Origin of the sequence: Bradyrhizobium sp. BR2003 (assembly GCF_009720285.1) — a bacterium.
Lineage (GTDB): Bacteria > Pseudomonadota > Alphaproteobacteria > Rhizobiales > Xanthobacteraceae > Bradyrhizobium > Bradyrhizobium elkanii.
Map to the genome: position 1 here is coordinate 22883 of NZ_SMYJ01000018.1, position 19579 is coordinate 42461.

Annotated in this window: 16 protein-coding genes and 1 pseudogene; 11 read left to right on the forward strand and 6 right to left on the reverse strand. The window is 66.4% G+C overall.

Features of this window, described 5'->3' with window-relative positions:
* Nucleotides 1–12: 12 nt before the first annotated feature.
* Genes E2I15_RS12565 through E2I15_RS12610 form a run of 10 tightly spaced genes read left to right on the forward strand, consistent with a single transcriptional unit; the run spans nucleotide 13 to nucleotide 9959 of the window.
* Entirely contained in the window at nucleotides 13–831 is an 819-nt protein-coding gene (locus E2I15_RS12565) for an FAD binding domain-containing protein (protein WP_137481525.1), read from the forward strand.
* A gap of 5 nt (nucleotides 832–836) precedes the next feature.
* Nucleotides 837–1316, forward strand: coding sequence for a (2Fe-2S)-binding protein (locus E2I15_RS12570; protein ID WP_137481527.1), 480 nt, complete (start codon nucleotides 837–839; stop codon nucleotides 1314–1316).
* Between the two features lie 12 nt (nucleotides 1317–1328).
* On the forward strand, nucleotides 1329–2921 hold the full coding sequence (locus E2I15_RS12575; RefSeq protein WP_137481529.1) for a xanthine dehydrogenase family protein molybdopterin-binding subunit: 1593 nt from the start codon (nucleotides 1329–1331) through the stop codon (nucleotides 2919–2921).
* Nucleotides 2922–2923: 2 nt separating this feature from the next.
* Entirely contained in the window at nucleotides 2924–3946 is a 1023-nt protein-coding gene (locus E2I15_RS12580) for a xanthine dehydrogenase family protein molybdopterin-binding subunit (RefSeq protein ID WP_028333322.1), read from the forward strand.
* A gap of 8 nt (nucleotides 3947–3954) precedes the next feature.
* Nucleotides 3955–4836 (forward strand): AAA family ATPase, encoded by an 882-nt coding sequence (locus E2I15_RS12585; protein ID WP_137481531.1) that lies wholly within the window; start codon nucleotides 3955–3957, stop codon nucleotides 4834–4836.
* Nucleotides 4833–5951: a vWA domain-containing protein gene (locus E2I15_RS12590; protein ID WP_137481533.1), complete on the forward strand. Its 1119-nt coding sequence runs from the start codon at nucleotides 4833–4835 to the stop codon at nucleotides 5949–5951. Before E2I15_RS12585 ends, E2I15_RS12590 begins: the two co-directional genes overlap by 4 nt.
* Nucleotides 5948–6838 carry an amidohydrolase family protein gene (locus tag E2I15_RS12595; RefSeq protein ID WP_137481535.1) on the forward strand — a complete coding sequence of 297 codons (891 nt, stop codon included), beginning with the start codon at nucleotides 5948–5950 and terminating at the stop codon, nucleotides 6836–6838. The genes E2I15_RS12590 and E2I15_RS12595 overlap by 4 nt, the downstream gene beginning before the upstream one ends.
* A gap of 52 nt (nucleotides 6839–6890) precedes the next feature.
* Nucleotides 6891–7739, forward strand: coding sequence for an MBL fold metallo-hydrolase (locus E2I15_RS12600; protein WP_026193286.1), 849 nt, complete (start codon nucleotides 6891–6893; stop codon nucleotides 7737–7739).
* Nucleotides 7740–7751: 12 nt separating this feature from the next.
* On the forward strand, nucleotides 7752–9323 hold the full coding sequence (locus E2I15_RS12605; RefSeq protein WP_137481537.1) for an isochorismatase family protein: 1572 nt from the start codon (nucleotides 7752–7754) through the stop codon (nucleotides 9321–9323).
* Nucleotides 9324–9332: 9 nt separating this feature from the next.
* Entirely contained in the window at nucleotides 9333–9959 is a 627-nt protein-coding gene (locus E2I15_RS12610) for an FMN-dependent NADH-azoreductase (protein ID WP_137481539.1), read from the forward strand.
* A 196-nt stretch (nucleotides 9960–10155) separates the two neighbouring features.
* Here E2I15_RS12610 and E2I15_RS12615 read toward each other — a convergent pair.
* The 3 genes and pseudogenes from E2I15_RS12615 to E2I15_RS39205 all read right to left on the reverse strand — a co-directional run.
* Nucleotides 10156–11091 (reverse strand): annotated as a pseudogene (locus tag E2I15_RS12615) (sensor histidine kinase); the annotation flags it as partial.
* 424 nt (nucleotides 11092–11515) lie between these two features.
* The gene (locus tag E2I15_RS12620; RefSeq protein ID WP_137481542.1) at nucleotides 11516–12208 is read right to left on the reverse strand and encodes a response regulator transcription factor; all 693 of its coding nucleotides are present in this window, start codon (nucleotides 12206–12208) and stop codon (nucleotides 11516–11518) included.
* Nucleotides 12209–12358: 150 nt separating this feature from the next.
* Nucleotides 12359–12877, reverse strand: a complete 519-nt coding sequence (locus tag E2I15_RS39205; RefSeq protein WP_170991673.1) for a hypothetical protein — start codon at nucleotides 12875–12877, stop codon at nucleotides 12359–12361.
* A 545-nt stretch (nucleotides 12878–13422) separates the two neighbouring features.
* Here E2I15_RS39205 and E2I15_RS12630 point away from each other — a divergent pair.
* Nucleotides 13423–14862, forward strand: a complete 1440-nt coding sequence (locus E2I15_RS12630) for an FAD-binding oxidoreductase (RefSeq protein WP_137481548.1) — start codon at nucleotides 13423–13425, stop codon at nucleotides 14860–14862.
* 123 nt (nucleotides 14863–14985) lie between these two features.
* Here E2I15_RS12630 and E2I15_RS12635 read toward each other — a convergent pair whose 3' ends face one another.
* From E2I15_RS12635 to E2I15_RS12645, 3 genes are all read right to left on the reverse strand, one after another.
* Nucleotides 14986–17331: a Tex family protein gene (locus E2I15_RS12635; RefSeq protein WP_137481550.1), complete on the reverse strand. Its 2346-nt coding sequence runs from the start codon at nucleotides 17329–17331 to the stop codon at nucleotides 14986–14988.
* Between the two features lie 115 nt (nucleotides 17332–17446).
* Entirely contained in the window at nucleotides 17447–18301 is an 855-nt protein-coding gene (locus E2I15_RS12640) for an amidohydrolase family protein (protein ID WP_137481552.1), read from the reverse strand.
* Nucleotides 18298–19344: an aldo/keto reductase gene (locus E2I15_RS12645; protein ID WP_137481554.1), complete on the reverse strand. Its 1047-nt coding sequence runs from the start codon at nucleotides 19342–19344 to the stop codon at nucleotides 18298–18300. Before E2I15_RS12645 ends, E2I15_RS12640 begins: the two co-directional genes overlap by 4 nt.
* Nucleotides 19345–19579: the final 235 nt, after the last annotated feature.

Below are 19579 nucleotides of genomic sequence, written 5' to 3' on the forward strand. Positions count from 1 at the left end.
CGGAAGGACATCATGCCAATTACGGTGAAGACTTTCACCAACACCCACGACGCCGCGGCGGCGCTGTCCTCGGATCGCAGCGCCCGCTATCTCGGCGGCGGCACGCTGGTGATGCGGGCGCTGAACGAGGGCGACATCTCGATCTCGACCATCGTCCGCGCCAGCGACCATGCGATGACACGGATCGATGCCACGGGCTCGCGCATCACGCTGGGTGCCGGCGTCACCTTCGCGCGCATCCTGGCCGAACGCGACCTCGCCTTCCTGCACGCGCCTGCCCGCTCGATCGGCGGACCGGCGGTGCGCAATATGGGCACGGTCGGCGGCAATCTGTTCGCGCCGGTGCCGTATGGCGACTTCACGGTCGCGATGCTCGCGCTTGACGCCACTGTGTCGGTGCAGGGCGGCCTCGGTGGGCGCGATATCCCGATCGAAGAGTTCCAGCAATCGCGCGACCGGCAGGCCGGATCGCTGGTGCTGGCGATCTCCTTTGCCAGGCCCGGCAGCACCGAAGCTTTCCGCTACCGCAAGATCGCGCGGATCAAGCCCAAGGGCGGCGCGGTGGTCACGCTCGCGGCGCACCTGCCGGTCAACGGCAACCGCATCGTCGGCGCCCGCGTCGCGCTGGGCTCGATGGCGCCGACGCCGATCCGCGCCCGCGCCGCCGAGCGCGCGTTGGAAGGCCGCGCCCTCGACGCCTCCACCATTAGCGCGGCCGCTGCGGCAGCGGTCGAAGGAACGTCGCCCGGCGACAATGCGCTCGCCAGCGCCTGGTATCGCCGCGAGATCGTCGGCGTGCATCTCCGCCGTCTGTTGTCCGGTCAGGAATAATCATCATGGCCAAGACTGCCATTCAATTTCAGCATAACGGCCGTGACGTCGCGATCTTCGTTGACGGCGGCACCAACCTTCTGGTCGCGCTGCGCGAGCTGATCGGCGACATGACGCCGAAGTTCGGCTGCGGCCAGGGCGGCTGCGGCACCTGCAGCGTGCTGATCGACGGCGAGCTGCATCTCTCCTGCCTGACGCTCGCCGAAACGGTTGCCGGCCGTTCGGTCGAGACGCTCGACGGCATCAAGGATGGTCCCAACCTGCACCCACTGCAACGCGCCTTCGCCGACAATTTCGCCGCGCAGTGCGGCTACTGCACGCCGGGCATGCTGATGGCCGCGAAAGCACTGCTCGACCGCAATCCGCAGCCGAGCCGCGCCGAGGTCGTCGAGGCGATTTCGGGCAATATCTGCCGCTGCACCGGCTATGAGCCGATCATCAACGCCGTGCTGGCTGCCGCTTCCGGCGGCCGGGCACGTGCGTAAGGGAACAGTGCCATGCTGGAACTGCGCAAGGACATCTTCGCCGACGAGCGCGACGACAATCTGAAGGAGATCGGCAAAGGCACGCAGCGCCAGGACATGCTCGGCCATGTCACCGGCACCTCGCCCTATTTCGACGACCACAAGCTGCAGGGCATGCTGCATTTGAAGGTGGTGCGCAGCGCGCATCCCCATGCAAGACTCCGCCGCATCGACACCTCCGAGGCCGAGCGGTCTCAGGGGGTGCGGCGCGTGATCCGTGCCTCCGACGTGCCGCGCAACCTGAACACGCTGCTCAGCCTGATCAATTTCGGCAAGGACGACGAGCCGTCGCTCGCGGTCGACAAGGTGCGCTACAAGGGCGAGCCGATCGTTGCGATCGTCGCCGACAGCCCGCGCGAGGCCTTTGAAGCCATCGCCAAGGTCAAGATCGACTATGAGCCGCTGCCGGCGGTGTTCGACGTCGAGGACGCGCTGAAGCCGGGCGCACCCGTGGTCAACGAGGTCTATCCCAGGAATACCTTCACCTATCACGAGACCTATGACCACCAGCAGCTGCGCTTCGGCGACGCCGACCGCGCACTTGCGACGGCCGACCATGTGCTGGAGCAGCGCTACCAGATGTCGCCGATCGAGCACGCGCCGACCGAGACCAACGGCTCGATCGCAGCGCCCGACACCAACGGCCGCTACATCGTCTACACCTCGACCCAGGCGCTGTTCTTCTCGGTCGATACCTGCGCGAAGATCCTGGACGTGCCGTCCAACACCTTCCACTTCACCGGCGGCACCGTCGGTGGCGGGTTCGGCGGCAAGGTCGATACCCTGACCGAGCCGCTCTGCATCCTCGGCGCGATGCTGACCGGTCGCCCGGTGCGCTATGTGTTCGGGCGCGAGGAGGAGATGCAGTACGGCCCGCCGCGCGGCGCCGAGCGCATCTACATCAAGGACGGCGTGATGCGCGACGGCCGCATCGTAGCGCGCAAGGTGCGCGCCTATTTCGACAGCGGCGCCTATACGCGGCTGTCGAGCTATGCGGCGGTGAAATGCGCCGCCCATCTGCCCGGCCCCTACACGATCCCGAACGTCTATGGCGACGTCTATTGCGTCTTCACCAACCGCACGCCCGCGACCGCGATGCGCGGCTTCGGCGTCACGGCGATGGATTTCGCGATCGAGTGCCAGATGGACAAGCTCGCCCATCTCGTCGGCATGGACCCGATGGAATTCCGGATTCTCAATGCGTATCGCGACGGCGACATGAAAGCGCACCGCCGCGAGGCCAAGAACACTGCGCTGATCGAATGCGTGCAGGTCGCCGCGGAGAAAGCCAAGTGGCCGCTCCGCGAGGACTTCAAGCGGATGTCGTCGCGCAAGGATGGCGGCGGCGCGCGCGCCGCCGTGACGCCGACCCCGCGCGAGCCGCATGCGCCGCCGGCCGTACCATCCCAGCAGCGCACGACGTATGACCGCGCGCCGGCCACGACCCGCGAGCCGCCGCCACCGCCGCCCTCTTCGCCGCCACCGGCGTCTCCGCCGCCGCGGCCGGCCGCGCCGTCGCATGGCGCCACCCGCTTCTCTTCCGTCTTCGGCACCAGGAGGCGCTGACCATGACCCGACATCGTGGGCGCGGCATCGCGTCGGTCAATTATCCCATCGGCATGAATCTCGGCGGCGACCCGAGCCAGGCGCTGGTGCATTCCAACCCCAGCGGCAAGTTCACCGTGGCGCTGTCGTCGATCGATCTCGGCCAGGGCATGAAGTCGGTGACGCGGCAGATCTGCGCCGAGACGCTCGGCGTGCCGGTCGAGGACGTCTATGTCGACACCGCGGATTCCGACACCGGCCCGCACTGCATGGGCTCGTTCGCCTCGCGCGGCACGCACCGGGTCGGCAACGCTGTGATGGCGGCGGCGCGCGAGGCGCGCGGGGTGATGATGGAGGCAGCCGCCGAAGAGCTCGAAGTGAATGCCGCCGATCTCGAGACCGACGGCCGCGGCAACATCCACGTCAAGGGCGCGCCGCATCGCTCGATCTCCACCAAGGACGTCGCGATCGCCGCGCAGTTCAAGCAGGGCAAGACCATCTCCGGCCGCGGCATCTTCCTGGTGCCGCTGTCCGACGTCGATCCCGAGACCGGCGAAATGTCGCCGGCGACATGCTACGCGCATGCCTGCCTCGTCGCCGAGGTCGAGGTCGACGACGAGACCGGCGAGGTCGACATGGTCCGGATGGACTCCGCCTATGAGCTCGGCCGCGCGCTCAATCCGCGGCTGGTCGAGCAGCAGCTGGTCGGCGGCGCCTGGATGGGCGTCAGCCACGCGCTCTACGAGACGCCGGAGCCCTATTATCCGGAGCCGGTGCACGGTCCGCGCGACTTCGTCGAATATCTGATGCCGGGTCCGGGCGACATCTGCCCGCACGACATCGCGGTGCTGGAACGCCCGGCGCCCGACGGCCCGTTCGGCGCCAAGGGACCGGGCGAGATGTGCGCCAATCCGGTGCTGCCTGCGGTCGCCAACGCGATCTTCAACGCGGTCGGGGTGCGGATCGACGATCTGCCGATCACGCCGGAGAAGGTGCTGCGCGCCATCAAGGCGCAGGGCGGCGCGCGGCCGCAGCCGCGGCGCTGAGGCTCGCCATGCCGGTCCGCAGCAATATCGTCGGCATCGACAGCCCCGAGGCGCTGGAGAAGGCGCTGCGCGCGGCCTATTACCTCGCCGACGACGGCATCGCGACGGCCTCCTATCTCTCGCTGGCGCTCGGCAAGCCGCTGTTGCTCGAGGGCGCGCCGGGTGTCGGCAAGACCGAAGCCGCGAAAGCGATCGCCGCCGTGCTCGGCCGCAAGCTGATCCGTCTGCAATGCTATGAGGGCATCGACGCAGCCGCTGCGCTCTACGAGTGGAACTACCCGCGCCAGATGCTGGCAATCCGGCAGGCTGGCGAAGAGAGCATCGACATCTATGGCGACGCCTTCCTGATCGAGCGGCCGATGCTGGCCGCGCTGCGCGCGCCCGACGCGACGGTGCTGCTGATCGACGAAATCGACCGGGCCGATCAGGAGTTCGAGGCCTTCCTGCTCGAATTCCTCTCCGACTTCCAGATCTCGATCCCCGAGCGCGGCACGGTGCGTGCTGCCGAACATCCCGTCGTGGTACTGACCTCGAACCGGACGCGCGATCTTCACGAGGCGCTGCGGCGGCGCTGCGTCTATCACTGGATCGATTATCCGAATGCCGAGCGCGAGGCGCGCATCGTGATGATGCGGGCGTCCAGCGTCGCCGAGGCCACCGCCCGCGCGGTGGTCGCCGCCGTCGGCCGGCTGCGCCGCGAGCCGCTGAGCAAGGCGCCCGGGATCGCCGAGGCGGTCGACTGGGCGGAGGCCGCGACCTTGCTCAACAAGGGCGGCGCGCGCTGGCCGGACGCGTTCAAGCGTTCGATCGGCGTCGCGCTGAAGGATGAGGAGGACCTTCATTTCATCTCGCCCCGGCTCGATGCGATCATCGCGGAGGCAGCCGCGTGAGCGACGACCTGCAGCTGCCGCGCGCCGCGCGGATATTTGTCTCGTTCGTCGCGCTGCTGCGCGCCAACGGCTTCTCGGTCGCGCCGGAGCAGACGGCGAGCTTTCTCGCGGCGATCGAGCTGCTCGGGCCGCGCAGCCTTGAGCACATCCGCCTGGCCGGTCTAGCGACGCTGGCGCCGCCGCCGGAGCGCCGTGCGACGTATGACCGGCTGTTCGACATTCATTTTCGCGGCGCGGAAGCGATCGAGCAGGCCGAGGGCGAGGACGAGGAGACCGTCCGCCTGCAGGAGGAAGGCCGCGGCGAGGACGAGCCGCCGCTCACCGACGAGGCCAATGAGTCCGGTCTCGCCGCGGCGCGCGCCGAGGCATTGGTCGAGCGCCGCTTTGCACAGGCGGCGACCAGCGATCCGCTGCGAAAACTGTCGCGCGAGGCGGCAAGGCGGCTGCCGCGAAGGCGCGGCCACCGGCGACGCCGTGCACGGAATGGCCCGTTCGCAGATCTGCGCCGCACGCTACGCGACAGCGTGCGCAATGACGGCGAGGTGCTGCGGCTCGGGCGGATGCGCCGCCGCCAGCGTCCGCGCAAGATCCTGTTCCTGATCGACGTCTCCGGCTCGATGAAGGCGCGCACCGAGGAGAACATGAAGCTCGCGCATGTGCTGGTGCAGGCGGCCGGCAATGTCGAGGTCTTCACCTTCGGCACAAGGCTGACCCGCGTCACGCCGGCGCTGCGGCTGAAGCGGCGCGAGCAGGCGTTGAACGCGGCGTCCTTCCTGGTCAGCGACTGGGACGGCGGCACCCGCATCGGCGATGCGCTGCAGGCCTTCCTCGCGGTGCCGCGGTTCGGCGGGTATGCCCGTGGCGCCGCGGTCGTGATCGTCTCCGATGGCCTCGAGCGCGGCGACCCGGCGGCATTGCGCGATGCGGTCGCCAAGCTGTCGCGGCGGGCCTGGCGCGTCAGCTGGCTGACGCCGCTCGCAACCTCGCCCGGCTTCACGCCGCAAACCGAGGCGCTGATCGCGATCCAGCGCTTTGTCGACGATCTCGTGGATGGCGGATCCAGCGCGGCTGTTGTCGCGCATCTGCTGTCGCTTGGAACAAGGAGAGCTGCGTGACCGGCATTGTCGACGGACATCATCACATCTGGCGTCAGGCCGACCTCGCTTGGCTGTCCGGCCCGATGCAGCCGCGCATCTTCGGCCCCTACGAGCCGATCCGCCGTGACTATCCGATCGAGGAATATCTCGACGACCTCAAGGGCACCAGCGTCACCCGCTCGGTCTATGTCCAGACCAACTGGCCGAACGGCCAGTTCGAGGACGAGGCGGCCTGGGTGCAGCAGACCGCGGACCAGCACGGCTGGCCGCACGCCCTCGTCGCCTATGCCGATTTCTCCGTCGCCGACGTCCGGCCGCAGCTCGATCGGTTGAAGCGCTATCCGCTGGTGCGCGGCGTGCGCATGCAGCTGCACTGGCACGAAAATCCGTTGTACCGCTTCGCCGCCCGTGCCGATCTCTGCGCCGATCCCGTGATCCGGCGCAATGTCGGCCACCTGGCCGACTACGGCTGGAGTTTTGACCTGCAGGTGTTCGCGCCGCAGATGGCCGATGCGGCCGGCCTTGCGGAGGCCTGCCCTGACGTGACGTTCATCCTGCAGCATGCCGGCATGCTGGAGGATCTGTCGCCGCAGGGCCGCGCCGCTTGGCGCACCGGGATGACGCGGCTCGCGCGATGTCCGAATGTGGTGTCGAAGCTGTCCGGGCTCGGCACCTTCATCCATCGCAACGATGCCGCGCATATCGCCGGCGTGATGACCGATACCGTCGCGATCTTCGGCGCCGAGCGCTGCCTGTTCGGCTCGAACTTTCCGATCGAGAAGCTGTGGACCAGCTATCGCGATCTTGTCGCCGCTTTCAAGTCGGAAGCCGAGCGGCTCAGCCCCGCACAGCGCGACGCGATCTTCAGCACGACGGCGGCGCGGGTCTATCGGCTGGAGCCGTAGCCGCACCGCGGCCACGAATTATAACAACGAACACGAATTGGGAGGGAGACAGATGCCGTTGGAGATCAAGATTCTGGACTACGGCGATATCGAGCTGGAATCGAGCTTCCTCGTGCTCGGGCACAATTGCGGCCGCACCCGTCGGGTGCTGACGCTCGGCTTCCTGATCCTCGGCGGCCCCTACCCCGTGCTGGTCGATACCGGCTACCGCTCCAACCAGATCATGGAGACGCTCGGCATGCGCGGGCTACAGTTCCACGAAAACATGATCGAGAACCAACTTGCCCGCCACGGCGTGCGGATGGGTGACGTCCGCTTCGTCTGCCACACCCATCTGCACATCGACCATGCCGGCAAGGACGACCTGTTCCCGATGAACACCACCGTCGTGCTGAACCGGAAGGAGCTGGAATACTCTGTGTCCGGCCTGATGCACCCGCAGTATCCGGCGCCGGACATCAAGCACCTGATCGACCGCCTGCACACCAAGAGCGCCCTGCGCTTTCTCGACCTCGAAATCACCGGCCCGGTCGAGTTGATGCCCGGCGTCTATTGCGATGCCGCCAACGCCCATACCGAAGGCTCGATGAACATTCATGTTCACACCGCCGACGGAATCGCCACGATCTGCGGCGACGTGATCTATGATTTCAACGACCAGATCGTGAATCCCTTTAATGAGATCCACGACGCCGAGCCGCGCACCACCGGCAACCACGGCACCAGCAAACGCGCCGAGAAGGCCGCGATCAAGAAGCTGCTCTCGAGCTCACGCTATCTGCTGCCGGTGCATGATCGCCCGGCCAAGATCGAGGGCGGCATGGTGGTCGGCCGCCTGCACGACCAGGTACCCGGGCCTGTCGTGCAGAGCCTGCCGCAACGCAACTGGTTCCCGGCGTAGAGGATCAAGGCGATGACGCATGTCACGCTGCGCAACGAGTTCGAAGGGCTGATCGATCCCTACGCGCCGGTCGGCCAGGTCGGAACCGGCTTCGATTTCACGGAGGGACCGATCTGGCATCCGCTCGATCACTTCCTGCTGTTCTCGGACATGCCGGGCGACGTGCGCCGGCGCTGGGACACCCGGCGCGGCGTCGTCGAGGTCAAGCGGCCGTCGAACAAATGCAACGGCATGACCTATGACGCGGACCTCAATCTGATCGTCTGCGAGCACGCGACATCCTCGCTAATCCGCGAGCGACCCGACGGGCGGCGCGACGTGCTGGCCTCGCATTACGAGAACCAGGAGCTCAACAGTCCGAACGACGTCTGCGTGCATTCCTCCGGAGCGATTTATTTCTCCGATCCCTGGTACGGCCGGATGCCGGTCTATGGCGTGGAACGGCCGCGCCAGCTCGGCTTTCAGGGCGTCTATCGCGTGCCGCCCGGCGGCGGCGCGCCGAAACTGCTGGTCGACCGCTATTTGTTCGAGCAGCCGAACGGGCTGTGCTTCTCGCCGGACGAGCACATCCTCTATGTCAACGACACCGTGCAGGCGCTGATCCGCGCCTTCGACGTCAGCGCCGACGGCTCGCTTGCCAATCCGCGCGTGTTCGCCTCCGGCATCCGCTCCGAGCTCGAGCCCGGCCTGCCCGACGGCATGAAGTGCGACCAGCGCGGCAATGTCTGGGTCACCGCGCCCGGCGGCGTCTGGGTCTATTCACCCGGCGGCGACCTGCTCGGCAAGGTCCGCCTGCCGGAGCTCGTCGCCAACCTCGCCTGGGGCGGCGCCGACTTCCGCACGCTCTATCTGACCGCGACCCATTCGGTCTATGCGATCCCGACCAGGGTCGGTCCGCGCCATGAGCCCTATATGAGCGGCAAGCGCGGCGGCGCGAGTACCACATCGTCCCCGCCTGCGCCGAACCTGACCGGCGGCGAGATGCAGCTCGATCCGCAACGCTGCGCGATGATCATCCAGGACATGCAGAACGACGTCATCATGGACGGCGGCGCGTTCGCCGAGTCCGGTGCGCCCGCGCACGCCCGCCAGCAGCATGTCGTCGACAATGTCCGCCGGGTGGCGGAGGCTGCGCGAGCGCGCGGCGTCGCCATCATCCATGTCTGGTTCGTCGTCGAGCCGGGCGCGCCCGGCGTCACCTTGAACGCGCCGCTGTTCGAGGGGCTGGTCGACAGCAAGGCGATGGTGCGCGGCAGCTGGGGCGCGGCACCGGTTTCGGGACTCGAGCCGCGCCCGGGCGACTTCGTGGTCGAGAAGATGCGGATGAGCGCCTGGGAAGGCACGCGGCTTGAGACCATCCTGAAGGCGACCGGCCGCGACATGATCATCAACACCGGGGCCTGGACCAATATGTCGGTGGAGCACACAGCGCGCACCGGCGCCGACAAGGGCTATTTCATGATCGTGCCGGAGGATTGCTGCTCGACCATGAATGCCGACTGGCACAACGCCGCGATCAACTTCGCGCTCCAGAACGTCTCCGTCGTGACCGACGCCGACACCGTGATCAAGGCGCTCGGCTAGGGAGGCGCGGTGCCGAAGCTGCTGCATCTTAACTGCTCACCGCGCGCCGATTCGGAATCGGCGGCCGGCGCGCGTGTCTTTCTCGATCGCTTCCGTCAGGCGCGGCCGGACTGGGAGATCGACGCGATGAACCTCTGGCGCGAGCCGCTGCCGGAATTCGAGGGTTACCTGCTCGAGGCCAAATACGCCCGGATCGGCGGCAAGAGCTTCACCAGTTCGCAGCACGACGCCTTCGCAATCGCCGAGCGCCTCGCGCTGCGGCTGTCGCTGGCCGATCGCGTGCTGATCTCGACGCCGATGTGGAACTTCGGCATTCCCTACAAGCTCAAGCAGTGGCTCGACGTCATCATCCAGCCCGGGCTGGCCTTCCGCTTCGATCCGGCGCAGGGCTATCTGCCGCTGCTCAAGGACCGCCCGACGATCGTGATCCTCGCAAGCGGCAGCGACTTCGTCACCGGCATGAACCGCGGCCGCATCGACATGGCAACACCCTATCTGCGCGAGGCGCTGCGCTTCATCGGCATCAGCGACGTGCGCTTCGTGCCGATCGGCCCGACCACCGGGCCCCCCGAGCCGATCCGCGCCGCCCGCCAGGCGGCGCACCGCTGGCTTGCGGAGATGGCCGCGAGGTTTTGAGCCGCTCTCACCACGTCGTCGTCCTGGCGAAAGCTAGGACCGATAACCACCGAACTTGATCGTGAACGGGATCGGAGCCCCAGCATCGCGCAACAACTCTCATTTGGGGTAATGGGTTTTCTTTGGGGTAATGGGTTTTCGCCAGGACGACGGCGAGTGTGCGGCGCGGAGAGTGGGAGCCCGAGCCGCCGCGTGCCTATGTTTCCGCCGCGGGAAATACCAGCCTGCACAACAACCCCGGCGCATTGTCGTGCAACTCGATCCGCGCGCCGTGTAGGCTCGCGACGGCCGCAACCAGGCTGAGGCCGAGGCCGTTGCCGGGCGTGTAGCGGCTCTGCTCAAGGCGGTAGAACCGCTTGAAGACGCGGTCGCGCTGGTCGGCGGGAATGCCGGGGCCGTCATCGGCGATCGAAATCACCGCGCCTCGCTCGTCGTTGTCGCAAGTCACCGTCACCCGTCCGCCCGGGCGGCCGTGCTTGATGGCGTTGTCGACGAGATTGGCGATGGCGTCGAACAGCAGGTCGCGGTCGCCGGTGACCAGCACCGCCTGATCGCCGGCAAGATCGAGGCGCGTGGTCACCTGTTCGGCGGCGGCGTCGTAGAGTTCGACCACCTCGCCGGCGATTTCGACGAGATTGACGGTGCGGAACGCACCCTTGCGGGCTCGCGTCTCGATCTCCGAAATCCGCGTGATCGACGCGAACATCCCGAGCACCGCGTCGAGATCGGCGATGGTGTCGCCGATCAGCGCGGCGTCGCCCTCCCCGCTCCGCGGGGCGTGATAGGCTTTCTCGAGCCGGCCGCGCATCCGGGTCAGCGGCGTGCGCAGGTCATGGGCGATATTTTCGCTGACCTGTTTGACGTCCCCCATCAGGGTCTGGATCCGGTCCAGCATCAGATTGAGATTCTCGGCGACGCGATCCCATTCGTCATGGCTGCCGCGGAGCGGGATGCGCTGGTCGAGGCCGGAGAGCATGATAGCGCGACTGGTCGCATTGATCGACTCGATCCGGCCGACCGTTCGCCGCGTGACGCCGATGCTGGCAGCGGCTGCAAGCCCGATGATCAGCACGACGACCGCAATGCCGGCGGCCCTGATTTGCGCCATAAAGCCGTCGAGATCGCTGATATCGCGGCCGACCAGCAGCCGATCGCCGTTTGACAGCGTTTCCGTCACGCCTCGCAGCAGGGAGGTTCCCGAGGAAAGCTGTGGCAGGGAGGCACGAAATTCAGCCCATCCTTTCTCGGCAGCGCCCGCCGGCCACTGCCTGAGATTTCCCGCCAGCACGGTCGATCCGGGACCGACCAACAAATACACATGATCGGCAAAGCCCTTGTCCGCGACGCGTTGCGCGATCAACGCAGTCAGGCCATCGCGCCCGGACCGCGCATAGGCGTCAGCCAGGCTCGCCTGCTCGGTCATGATCGTGCGGTCGGACCTGTCGCGCACATAGGACAACGTCGACCAGTAGACATAGGCGAAGATCGCGGAAACGATCAGGCCGAAGGCACCGATGGCGATCATCGCCAGGCGGAACGTCGACGACTTGAAGGTCTTAGCCAGGAGCACGGAGGCAGTATCCGATGCCGCGGATCGTATGGATCAGCGGGTAGGCTTGCTGGTCGTCGACCTTGCGGCGCACCCGCCCGACATAGACGTCGATGATGTTGGTCGAGGGATCGAAGTGCAGGTCCCACACATGCCGCAGCAACATGGCGCGCGACACCACGCGGCCTTCGTTGCGCGCGAGGTATTCGAGCAGCTGGAATTCCTTCGGCAGCAGCGGAATCTTGCGACCGCGGCGGCTCGCCGTCCGCGAAATCAGATCGATCGCGAGATCGCCGACCCGCAGGATGGTCTCCTTGGCAACGGTCTCGCTGCGGCGGCCGAGCGCCTCCAGCCGCGCCAGCAGTTCGACAAAGGAGAACGGCTTGACCAGATAGTCGTCGCCGCCCGCGCGCAAGCCCCGCACCCGGTCGTCGATCTCGCCGAGCGCGCTGATGATCAGGAACGGCACTGCGATGCCGCCGTCGCGCATCTGACGCATTACCGTGATGCCGTCGATGTCGGGCAGCATGCGATCGATGGTGATCACGGCATAGTCGCGCGCCGCACCCTGGCTCAGCGCCTCGCGGCCGTTCGCCGCCAGATCCACATCATAGCCGCTGGTGGTGAGCTCCTCGACGAGCTGACCTGCGGTTTCCGGATCGTCCTCGACGACGAGAATGCGGCGGTGAGCACCGGTCATATTCCTGAACTCTCCGAGCTGTGTCGAACTCTCCGAGTTCTCAAACTCTCCGAGCGGCCGCCCCGCGACGATCGCCGCCAGACTATCCCATTCCGGGGCAGGATGGAACGTCTGGCGACGACCGCGACAACGGTGCGGTTGGTTGGGCGATCACCAATAGTCCCCGCACACATTGACCCATTGCAGACCGTAGGCCGTCCATACCCTGCGGTAGCAGCCGTAGTCATAGCCGGCGTAGAGATAGGGCGCACCGAAGAATGCGAAGCGATGGAAGCGGTGGTGGCGGAAGAAGCCGCCATGATGGAAGAAGCGTCCGCCGCGGAATCCGGCGCCGGCAAATCGCGGCCCGACTGCCGGTGCGCCAACGAAGCGCGGACCGCCGACATGCCCGCCGGCAAAATGCCCGCCGCCACCCATGGCGGCGAACGCCGCGCCGCCACCACGCATCCCGCCGCCGAAACCACCGCCATGCATGCCGCCGCCAGAGCCGCCACCATGCATACCGCCACCCATGGCACCCATAGCTCCACCAAAGCCACCGCCGTGGCCGCCACCGAAGCCACCGCCGCCGCCATGCCCGCCACCACCTCTGGCGAGGGCAGCCGGTGCAAGCGCAACGCTGACAGCGAGCGTCGCTGCCGTGAGACACGTGAGAAGCCTGTTCTTCATGAAACCCTCCCTGATTGGGACCGCGGCAAACTCGTATCGCCGCACGCGAGCATGATCAGAAGACGCAAGACGAAGCGCAACTTCAACTGACAAATGCGCCAGATTCTGACGCCGAAGTTAGGATCGGCGGGAGGTCTTCTTCGCGTCATAGCTATCCTGGAGTCGAGATTGCGCCCTAGGGTGCGTGTTCATCAGTGGACGTCGTCGATGTCCGGTCCACCGCACACAGCCGGCATGACAGCGAACCACACATTGTTCGGTTCAGGGCCGGGAGCGGAACAATCACAGTCCTCCGGTCGCAGTGCGCGGCCAAAGAGCGACTTGGCCGTGAACCTTTTCCTTCGCTGAGCGGACTCACGTGTAGCAGGAACCGGCCTTTGACAGGCCGAAAGGCAACGCCAGGCAACATCAATTGCTGGCAGCCGTAGCCGCGGTCGTTTGAAGATCGCCGGTTGAAGTTGTCCGGAACTTTTGACTGATTTTGTCCAGGGGATGCGGGCCGGGCGTCTGCCGGACCTCGTCTCCGTGCCATTGGAGGAGACACAATGACCGAGATCCGGCTGGCCTCGCTGCACGGCGGGGCGATTGCGCTTGGAAGTGATACTCTCGATACGTTGCGACAGACATTGCGAGGGATTGTCTGTCTGCCCCAGGAAGCGGGCTACGATGAGGCCCGCACGATCTGGAATGCGATGATAGATCGCCGCCCGAGCATGGTGGTCCGCTGCAGAGGTGCCGCAGACATCATGCATGCCGTCGCTTTCGCACGCGAGCGCGGCGTCTTGCTTGCGGTGCGCGCCGGCGGCCACAACATTGCCGGGAATGCCGTGTGCGAAGGAGGTCTCTTGCTGGACCTCTCGCTGATGCGCGGCGTGCGGGTCGATCCCGCTCGCCGCATCGCGCGCGTCGAACCGGGCGCGACCCTCGGCGACTTCGACAAAGAGGCGCAAGCTTTCGGACTAGCCACTCCGCTCGGCATCAATTCAACGACCGGCGTGGCGGGCCTCACACTTGGCGGCGGCTTCGGATGGCTCAGCCGCAAGTTCGGACTGGCTATCGACAATCTCATCTCTGCCGACGTGGTAACGGCTGACGGCAAGCTCGTGCGGACGAGCGCGGACGAGAACCCCGATCTGTTCTGGGCGCTACGCGGAGGTGGCGGCAATTTCGGCGTCGTGAGCTCGTTCGAATTTCGCTTGCACCCGGTCGGGCCGACGGTCCTCTCCGGCCTGATTGTGCATCCCTTTGCCCGGGCAAGAGAACTTCTCGCCGGCTATCGCCAGATCGCAGCCAAAGCCCCCGACGAACTCACGCAATGGGTGGTCCTCAGAAAGGCTCCGCCGCTTCCCTTCCTTCCGGCTGACATTCACGGCAAGGAAATTCTCGTCTTTGCGGTCTGCTATGTCGGCGACGAGCGCGACGGTAACCGTGCCCTGGCTGCGCTCCGTGGGCTGGGAACGCCGATTGCGGATGTGGTCGGCATGCAGCCCTTCACCACCTGGCAGACTGCATTCGACCCGTTGCTGACTCCGGGTGCCTACAATTATTGGAAGTCGCACAATTTTGTCGATCTCGGCGACGGCCTCCTGGATGTTCTCGTCAACCAGGTTGCGCAGCTTCCGACCGAAGAGTGCGAAATCTTCATTGGTCAGCTCGGCGGAGCGGCCAGCCGTGTGGCGCCTGACGCAATGGCTTATCCTCATCGCAGTGCGAATTTTGCGATGAATGTTCATACACGATGGCGCCAGTCCGCCGACAAGCAGCGCTCGATCGGCTGGGCCCGGACGCTTTTTGCCGAAACTGCGCCTTACGCAACCGGCGGCGTCTACGTCAACTTCATGCCCGAGGACGAAACCGATCGCGTGTCCAACGCATACGGCGCGAACTACGCGCGTCTCACGGCACTGAAGTCAAAATACGATCCCAGCAACCTGTTCCGGTTGAACCAGAACGTCCAGCCGTCCGCGCAGCGACCAGCGGCCTGACGAAAGACAGGGTCGCAATCTGCCAGCGAAACCCATCGCCATGACCCGACCGCTTCGATCTTCGGGTGATGGGTTTCGCTTCGCTCTGCCTGTCCTGTGATCTCACCTATTCGCGCCCACACCTCAGGTCGGCTTGGCGCGCCCGCTCTTCTCGGCCGCGCGACGCAGCGCCTCGGCGAGCGCGCCGCCGCCGGACTGCTCCTGCGGCCGGCGCGGAGCTGACGACGTCATCTTGCCGGAACCGCGCGAGAAATCGCGCGACGGCGCCGCATTGTCCTTCTTCGGCCCGATCTCGTCGTCAAGCCGCAGCGTCAGCGCGATGCGCTTGCGCGCGACCTCGACGTCCAGCACCTTGACCTTGACGATGTCGCCCGGCTTCACCACCTCGCGCGGGTCCTTGATGAAATTCCGCGACATCGCCGAGATGTGCACCAGCCCATCCTGGTGCACGCCGATATCGACAAAGGCGCCGAACGCGGCGACGTTGGTCACGGTGCCCTCGAGGATCATGCCCTTCTTGAGGTCCTTGACCTCCTCGACGCCTTCCTTGAACACCGCCGCCTTGAACGCCGGACGCGGGTCGCGGCCGGGCTTTTCCAGCTCGCGCAGAATGTCGGTAACAGTCGGCAATCCGAACGTATCGTCGACGAAGGATTGCGGCTTGAGACCCCGCACCACGTCGGCATTGCCGATCAGCGCCTTGATGTCGCTGTTGGTCGCCTCGAGGATGCGGCGCACCACCGGATAGGCTTCCGGATGCACGCCGGATGAATCGAGCGGATCCTCGCCATTGCTGATGCGCAGGAAGCCGGCGCACTGCTCGAAAGCCTTCGGCCCGAGCCGCGGCACCTCCTTCAGCGCCTTGCGCGACTTGAACGGGCCGTTGGCATCGCGGTGCTGCACGATGCTCTGCGCCAGTCCCTGGCCGATGCCCGACACTCGCGCGAGCAGCGGCACCGAGGCGGTATTGGCATCGACGCCGACCGCGTTCACGCAGTCTTCCACCACGGCATCGAGCGAGCGGGCGAGCTTGGCCTCGCCGAGATCGTGCTGGTACTGGCCGACGCCGATCGCCTTCGGATCGATCTTGACCAGCTCGGCCAGCGGATCCTGCAGCCGCCGCGCGATCGAGACCGCGCCGCGAATGGTGACGTCGAGGTCGGGCAGTTCGTTCGAGGCGAAGGCCGAGGCCGAGTAGACCGATGCGCCGGCTTCAGAGACCACGATCTTGGTCATCTTGCGCTCGGGCAACCGCTTCACGAGCTCGGCAGCGAGCTTGTCGGTCTCGCGCGAGGCGGTGCCGTTGCCGATCGCGATCAGCTCGACGCCATGCTCGATCGCGAGCTTGCCGAGAATGGCGAGCGCCTCATCCCAGCGCCGCTGCGGCTCATGCGGGAAGATCGCCGTGTGTGCCACCACCTTGCCGGTCGCGTCGATCACCGCGACCTTGACACCGGTGCGATAGCCGGGATCGAGCCCCATGGTGGCGCGCGCGCCGGCCGGCGCCGCGAGCAAGAGGTCGCGCAGATTCGAGGCGAACACGCGCACCGCCTCGGTCTCGGCCGCGGTCCACAGCCGCAGCCGCAAATCGATGTTGAGATGGATCTGGATCTTGGTGCGCCAGGCCCAGCGCACCGTCTCGTTCAGCCACTTGTCACCCTTGCGGCCCTGGTTGGAGATCGCAAAGCGGTTCATGATCTTGAGCTCGTAGAGGCCGGGCTGGCCTACGACCGGCTCCTGCGCCTCCGGCTTGATGGCGAGGTCGAGGATCTCTTCCTTCTCGCCGCGGAACAGCGCCAGGATGCGGTGCGACGGCAGCTTCGGCAGCGGCTCGGAGAAATCGAAATAGTCCTTGAACTTCTCGCCTTCGGTCTTCTTGCCGGTGCGGACGGTCGAGGCCATGATGCCGTTCGACCACATCTCCTCGCGCAGTGCGCCGATCAGGTCGGCATCCTCGGCGAAGCGCTCGACCAGGATCGCGCGCGCGCCGTCGAGCGCGGCACCAACGTCGGTGACCTGCTTCTCGGCATTGACGAAGGGCGTCGCGGCCTCGTTCGGATCGTTCTCGGGCTGCGCGAGAAGTTGATCGGCGAGCGGCTCGAGGCCGGCCTCCTTGGCGATCTCGGCCTTGGTGCGACGCTTCGGCTTGTACGGCAGATAGATGTCTTCGAGCCGGCCCTTGCTGTCGGCGGCCATGATCTGGGCCTCGAGCGCGGCGTCGAGCTTGCCCTGCTCGCGGATCGAATTGAGCACCGCGGTGCGGCGCTCCTCGAGCTCGCGCAAATACGTCAGCCGTTCTTCCAGCGTGCGCAGCTGGGCGTCATCAAGCGCGCCGGTGAGCTCCTTGCGGTATCGCGCGATGAACGGCACCGTGGCGCCGCCATCGAGCAGCGTCACCGCCGCCTCGACCTGTTCGTCGCGAACCCCCAGCTCCTGCGCAATCTGATGATGAATCTTTGCCACGCTCATCTCTCTAAAATTCCATTGCGCCGCCGGATCACCGACGGCGCGGACGCCGCTTATGAACCATCCCGGATTGATTCATCAAGGCGCGCTGTGGATCAAATTGGGCGCGACCTGCAATCTATTTCCGGGATGTTGGCCGTCCGCGGCTTGACAAATAGATGCGCGCCGCATTGCCGCCGAAAATCGCAGCCCTCGCGTCACTTGACAAATCAGCCAGCAAGGTCTCCGCCGCCGCGAGCCAATGCCCATAGCCGCCGGCAAGATTGACGACGGGCCAGTCGCTGCCCCACAGCATCCGCTGCGGTCCGAAACATGCCAGTGCGTGATCCACCGCCTCGCGCAAATCGGCGACCTGCCAGTTCGGCGCCGCCTCCGTCGCAAGGCCCGACAGCTTGCAGACGACGTTGGCGCGTGTGGCGAGACTTGCAATGTCGTCTTTCCAGGCCGCGATGTCGCCGGTTGCGAGCTGCGGCTTGCCGAAATGATCGAGCACGAATTGCAGGTCCGGATGGCGATCGACCACCTGGATGAGCCGCGGCAAATGGCGCGGCAGCACCAGCGCATCGAAGACAAGGTCGTGCCGCGCCATCGCCTCGAGCGGCGCCGCCAGTTCCGGTCGCAGCAGCCAGTCGTCATCGGCGATGTCCTGTACCATCGGCCGCAGACCGACCAGGAGTTCGCGCCCGGCGATCGCATCGATCCGCGCCGCGGCGGCGGCGGCATCGAAGTCGATCCAGCCGACCACGCCGCGCACCTGCTCGGCGCCTTTTGCGATGTCAAGCAGAAATGCGGTCTCCGCTTCCGTCGGTGCGGCCTGCACCAGGATGGTGCCTTCGATCCCGGCCGCGGCGAGATGCGGCGCCAGATCGGCCAGGCCGAAGTCGCGGTAGATCGGCCCGCGTTCGGGCGTCAACCAACCGTAATCGGCGCGGGCCAGGGTCCAGACATGGTGGTGGGCGTCGATCCGCATCATGCCGGCACCGGCGCGTGCTGGTCGAGCAGCCCCTCTGCCTTCAGGTCGCGCCACAGCGCGGCAGGCACGGGCGACGACAACGCGGCGACGTTGCGTTCGACCTCCTGCGGCGTCTGCGCGCCGAGCACGAGGCTTGCCACCGCCGGATGGCCGAGCGCGAAATGCAGCGCGGCGGTCGGCAGCGCCACGTTGTGGGCGCGGCAGACGCGCTCGATCGCCGCCACCTTCCGCATCACGTCGGGCGGCGCGTCCTTGTAATTGTACTTGGCGCCGGCAACCGCACCGGTCGCCAGGATGCCGGAGTTGAAGACGCCACCGAGCATCGTGCCGATGCCCCGGGCTTGTGCCAACGGAAGGAATTCGGCTAGCGCGGGTTGCTCGAGCAGCGAGTAGCGGCCGGCAAGCAGCATGGTGTCGAACGTTCCGGCCTTGGCGAAGCGCACGCACATCTCGGCCTCGTTGACGCCGATCCCGATGCCCCTGACCACGCGTTCGGAACGTAACTTGTCGAGCGCGACATAGGCGCCCTCCATCGCCTCGCGAAACCGCGCCTCGATCGCGTCAGCTCCGTGGGTCCAGACGTCGACGTCGTGGATCAGGAGCAGGTCGATGCGATCGGTGCCGAGCCGCAGCAGCGACTGCTCCACCGAGCGCATGGTGCCGTCATAGGAATAGTCGAACACCGCGCGATGCGGCGCGCCGCCGGCGAAATTCGAGCCGTCGCCGCGGCCATGGAACGGGTCCATCCAGCGCCCGACCTTGGTGCAGACGAGGACGTCGTCGCGCGCCACGCGGCGCAGCGCGGTGCCGCTGCGGTGTTCGGCGAGGCCATGGCCGTAGAGCGGCGAGGAATCCAGCAGGTTGACGCCCAGCGCAAACGCCCGCTCCACTGCTGCGATCGCAGCAGTGTCGTCGAGCCGTGCGAACAGGTCGCCGAGCGGCGCGGTGCCGAAGCCGGCAATGGAGACATCGAGCCCAGTGCGGCCGAGCCTGCGGCGTGGCAGTGCCGGGGAGCCTGGATCGGAGGATTGTTGTTGGGTCATCATCGCCTCCCACCTACGTTTTCTTGTTAGCCCCTCATCAGACTAGCGTCGTCGACCGGGATCGTGAAGAGAGCTCAGCGATCGATGCCGCGGTGAGGCCGCTCATCGCGCACGCACCATATCGCCAAAATGCAATGCACAGCTTCACGTTGCCTAGCGGCGGGAAATAGGCTATGGGAGCGCTTCGCAACTTCAACGCAGGAGGCGACGATGTTCAGGTCTGTGCGCTTCCCGG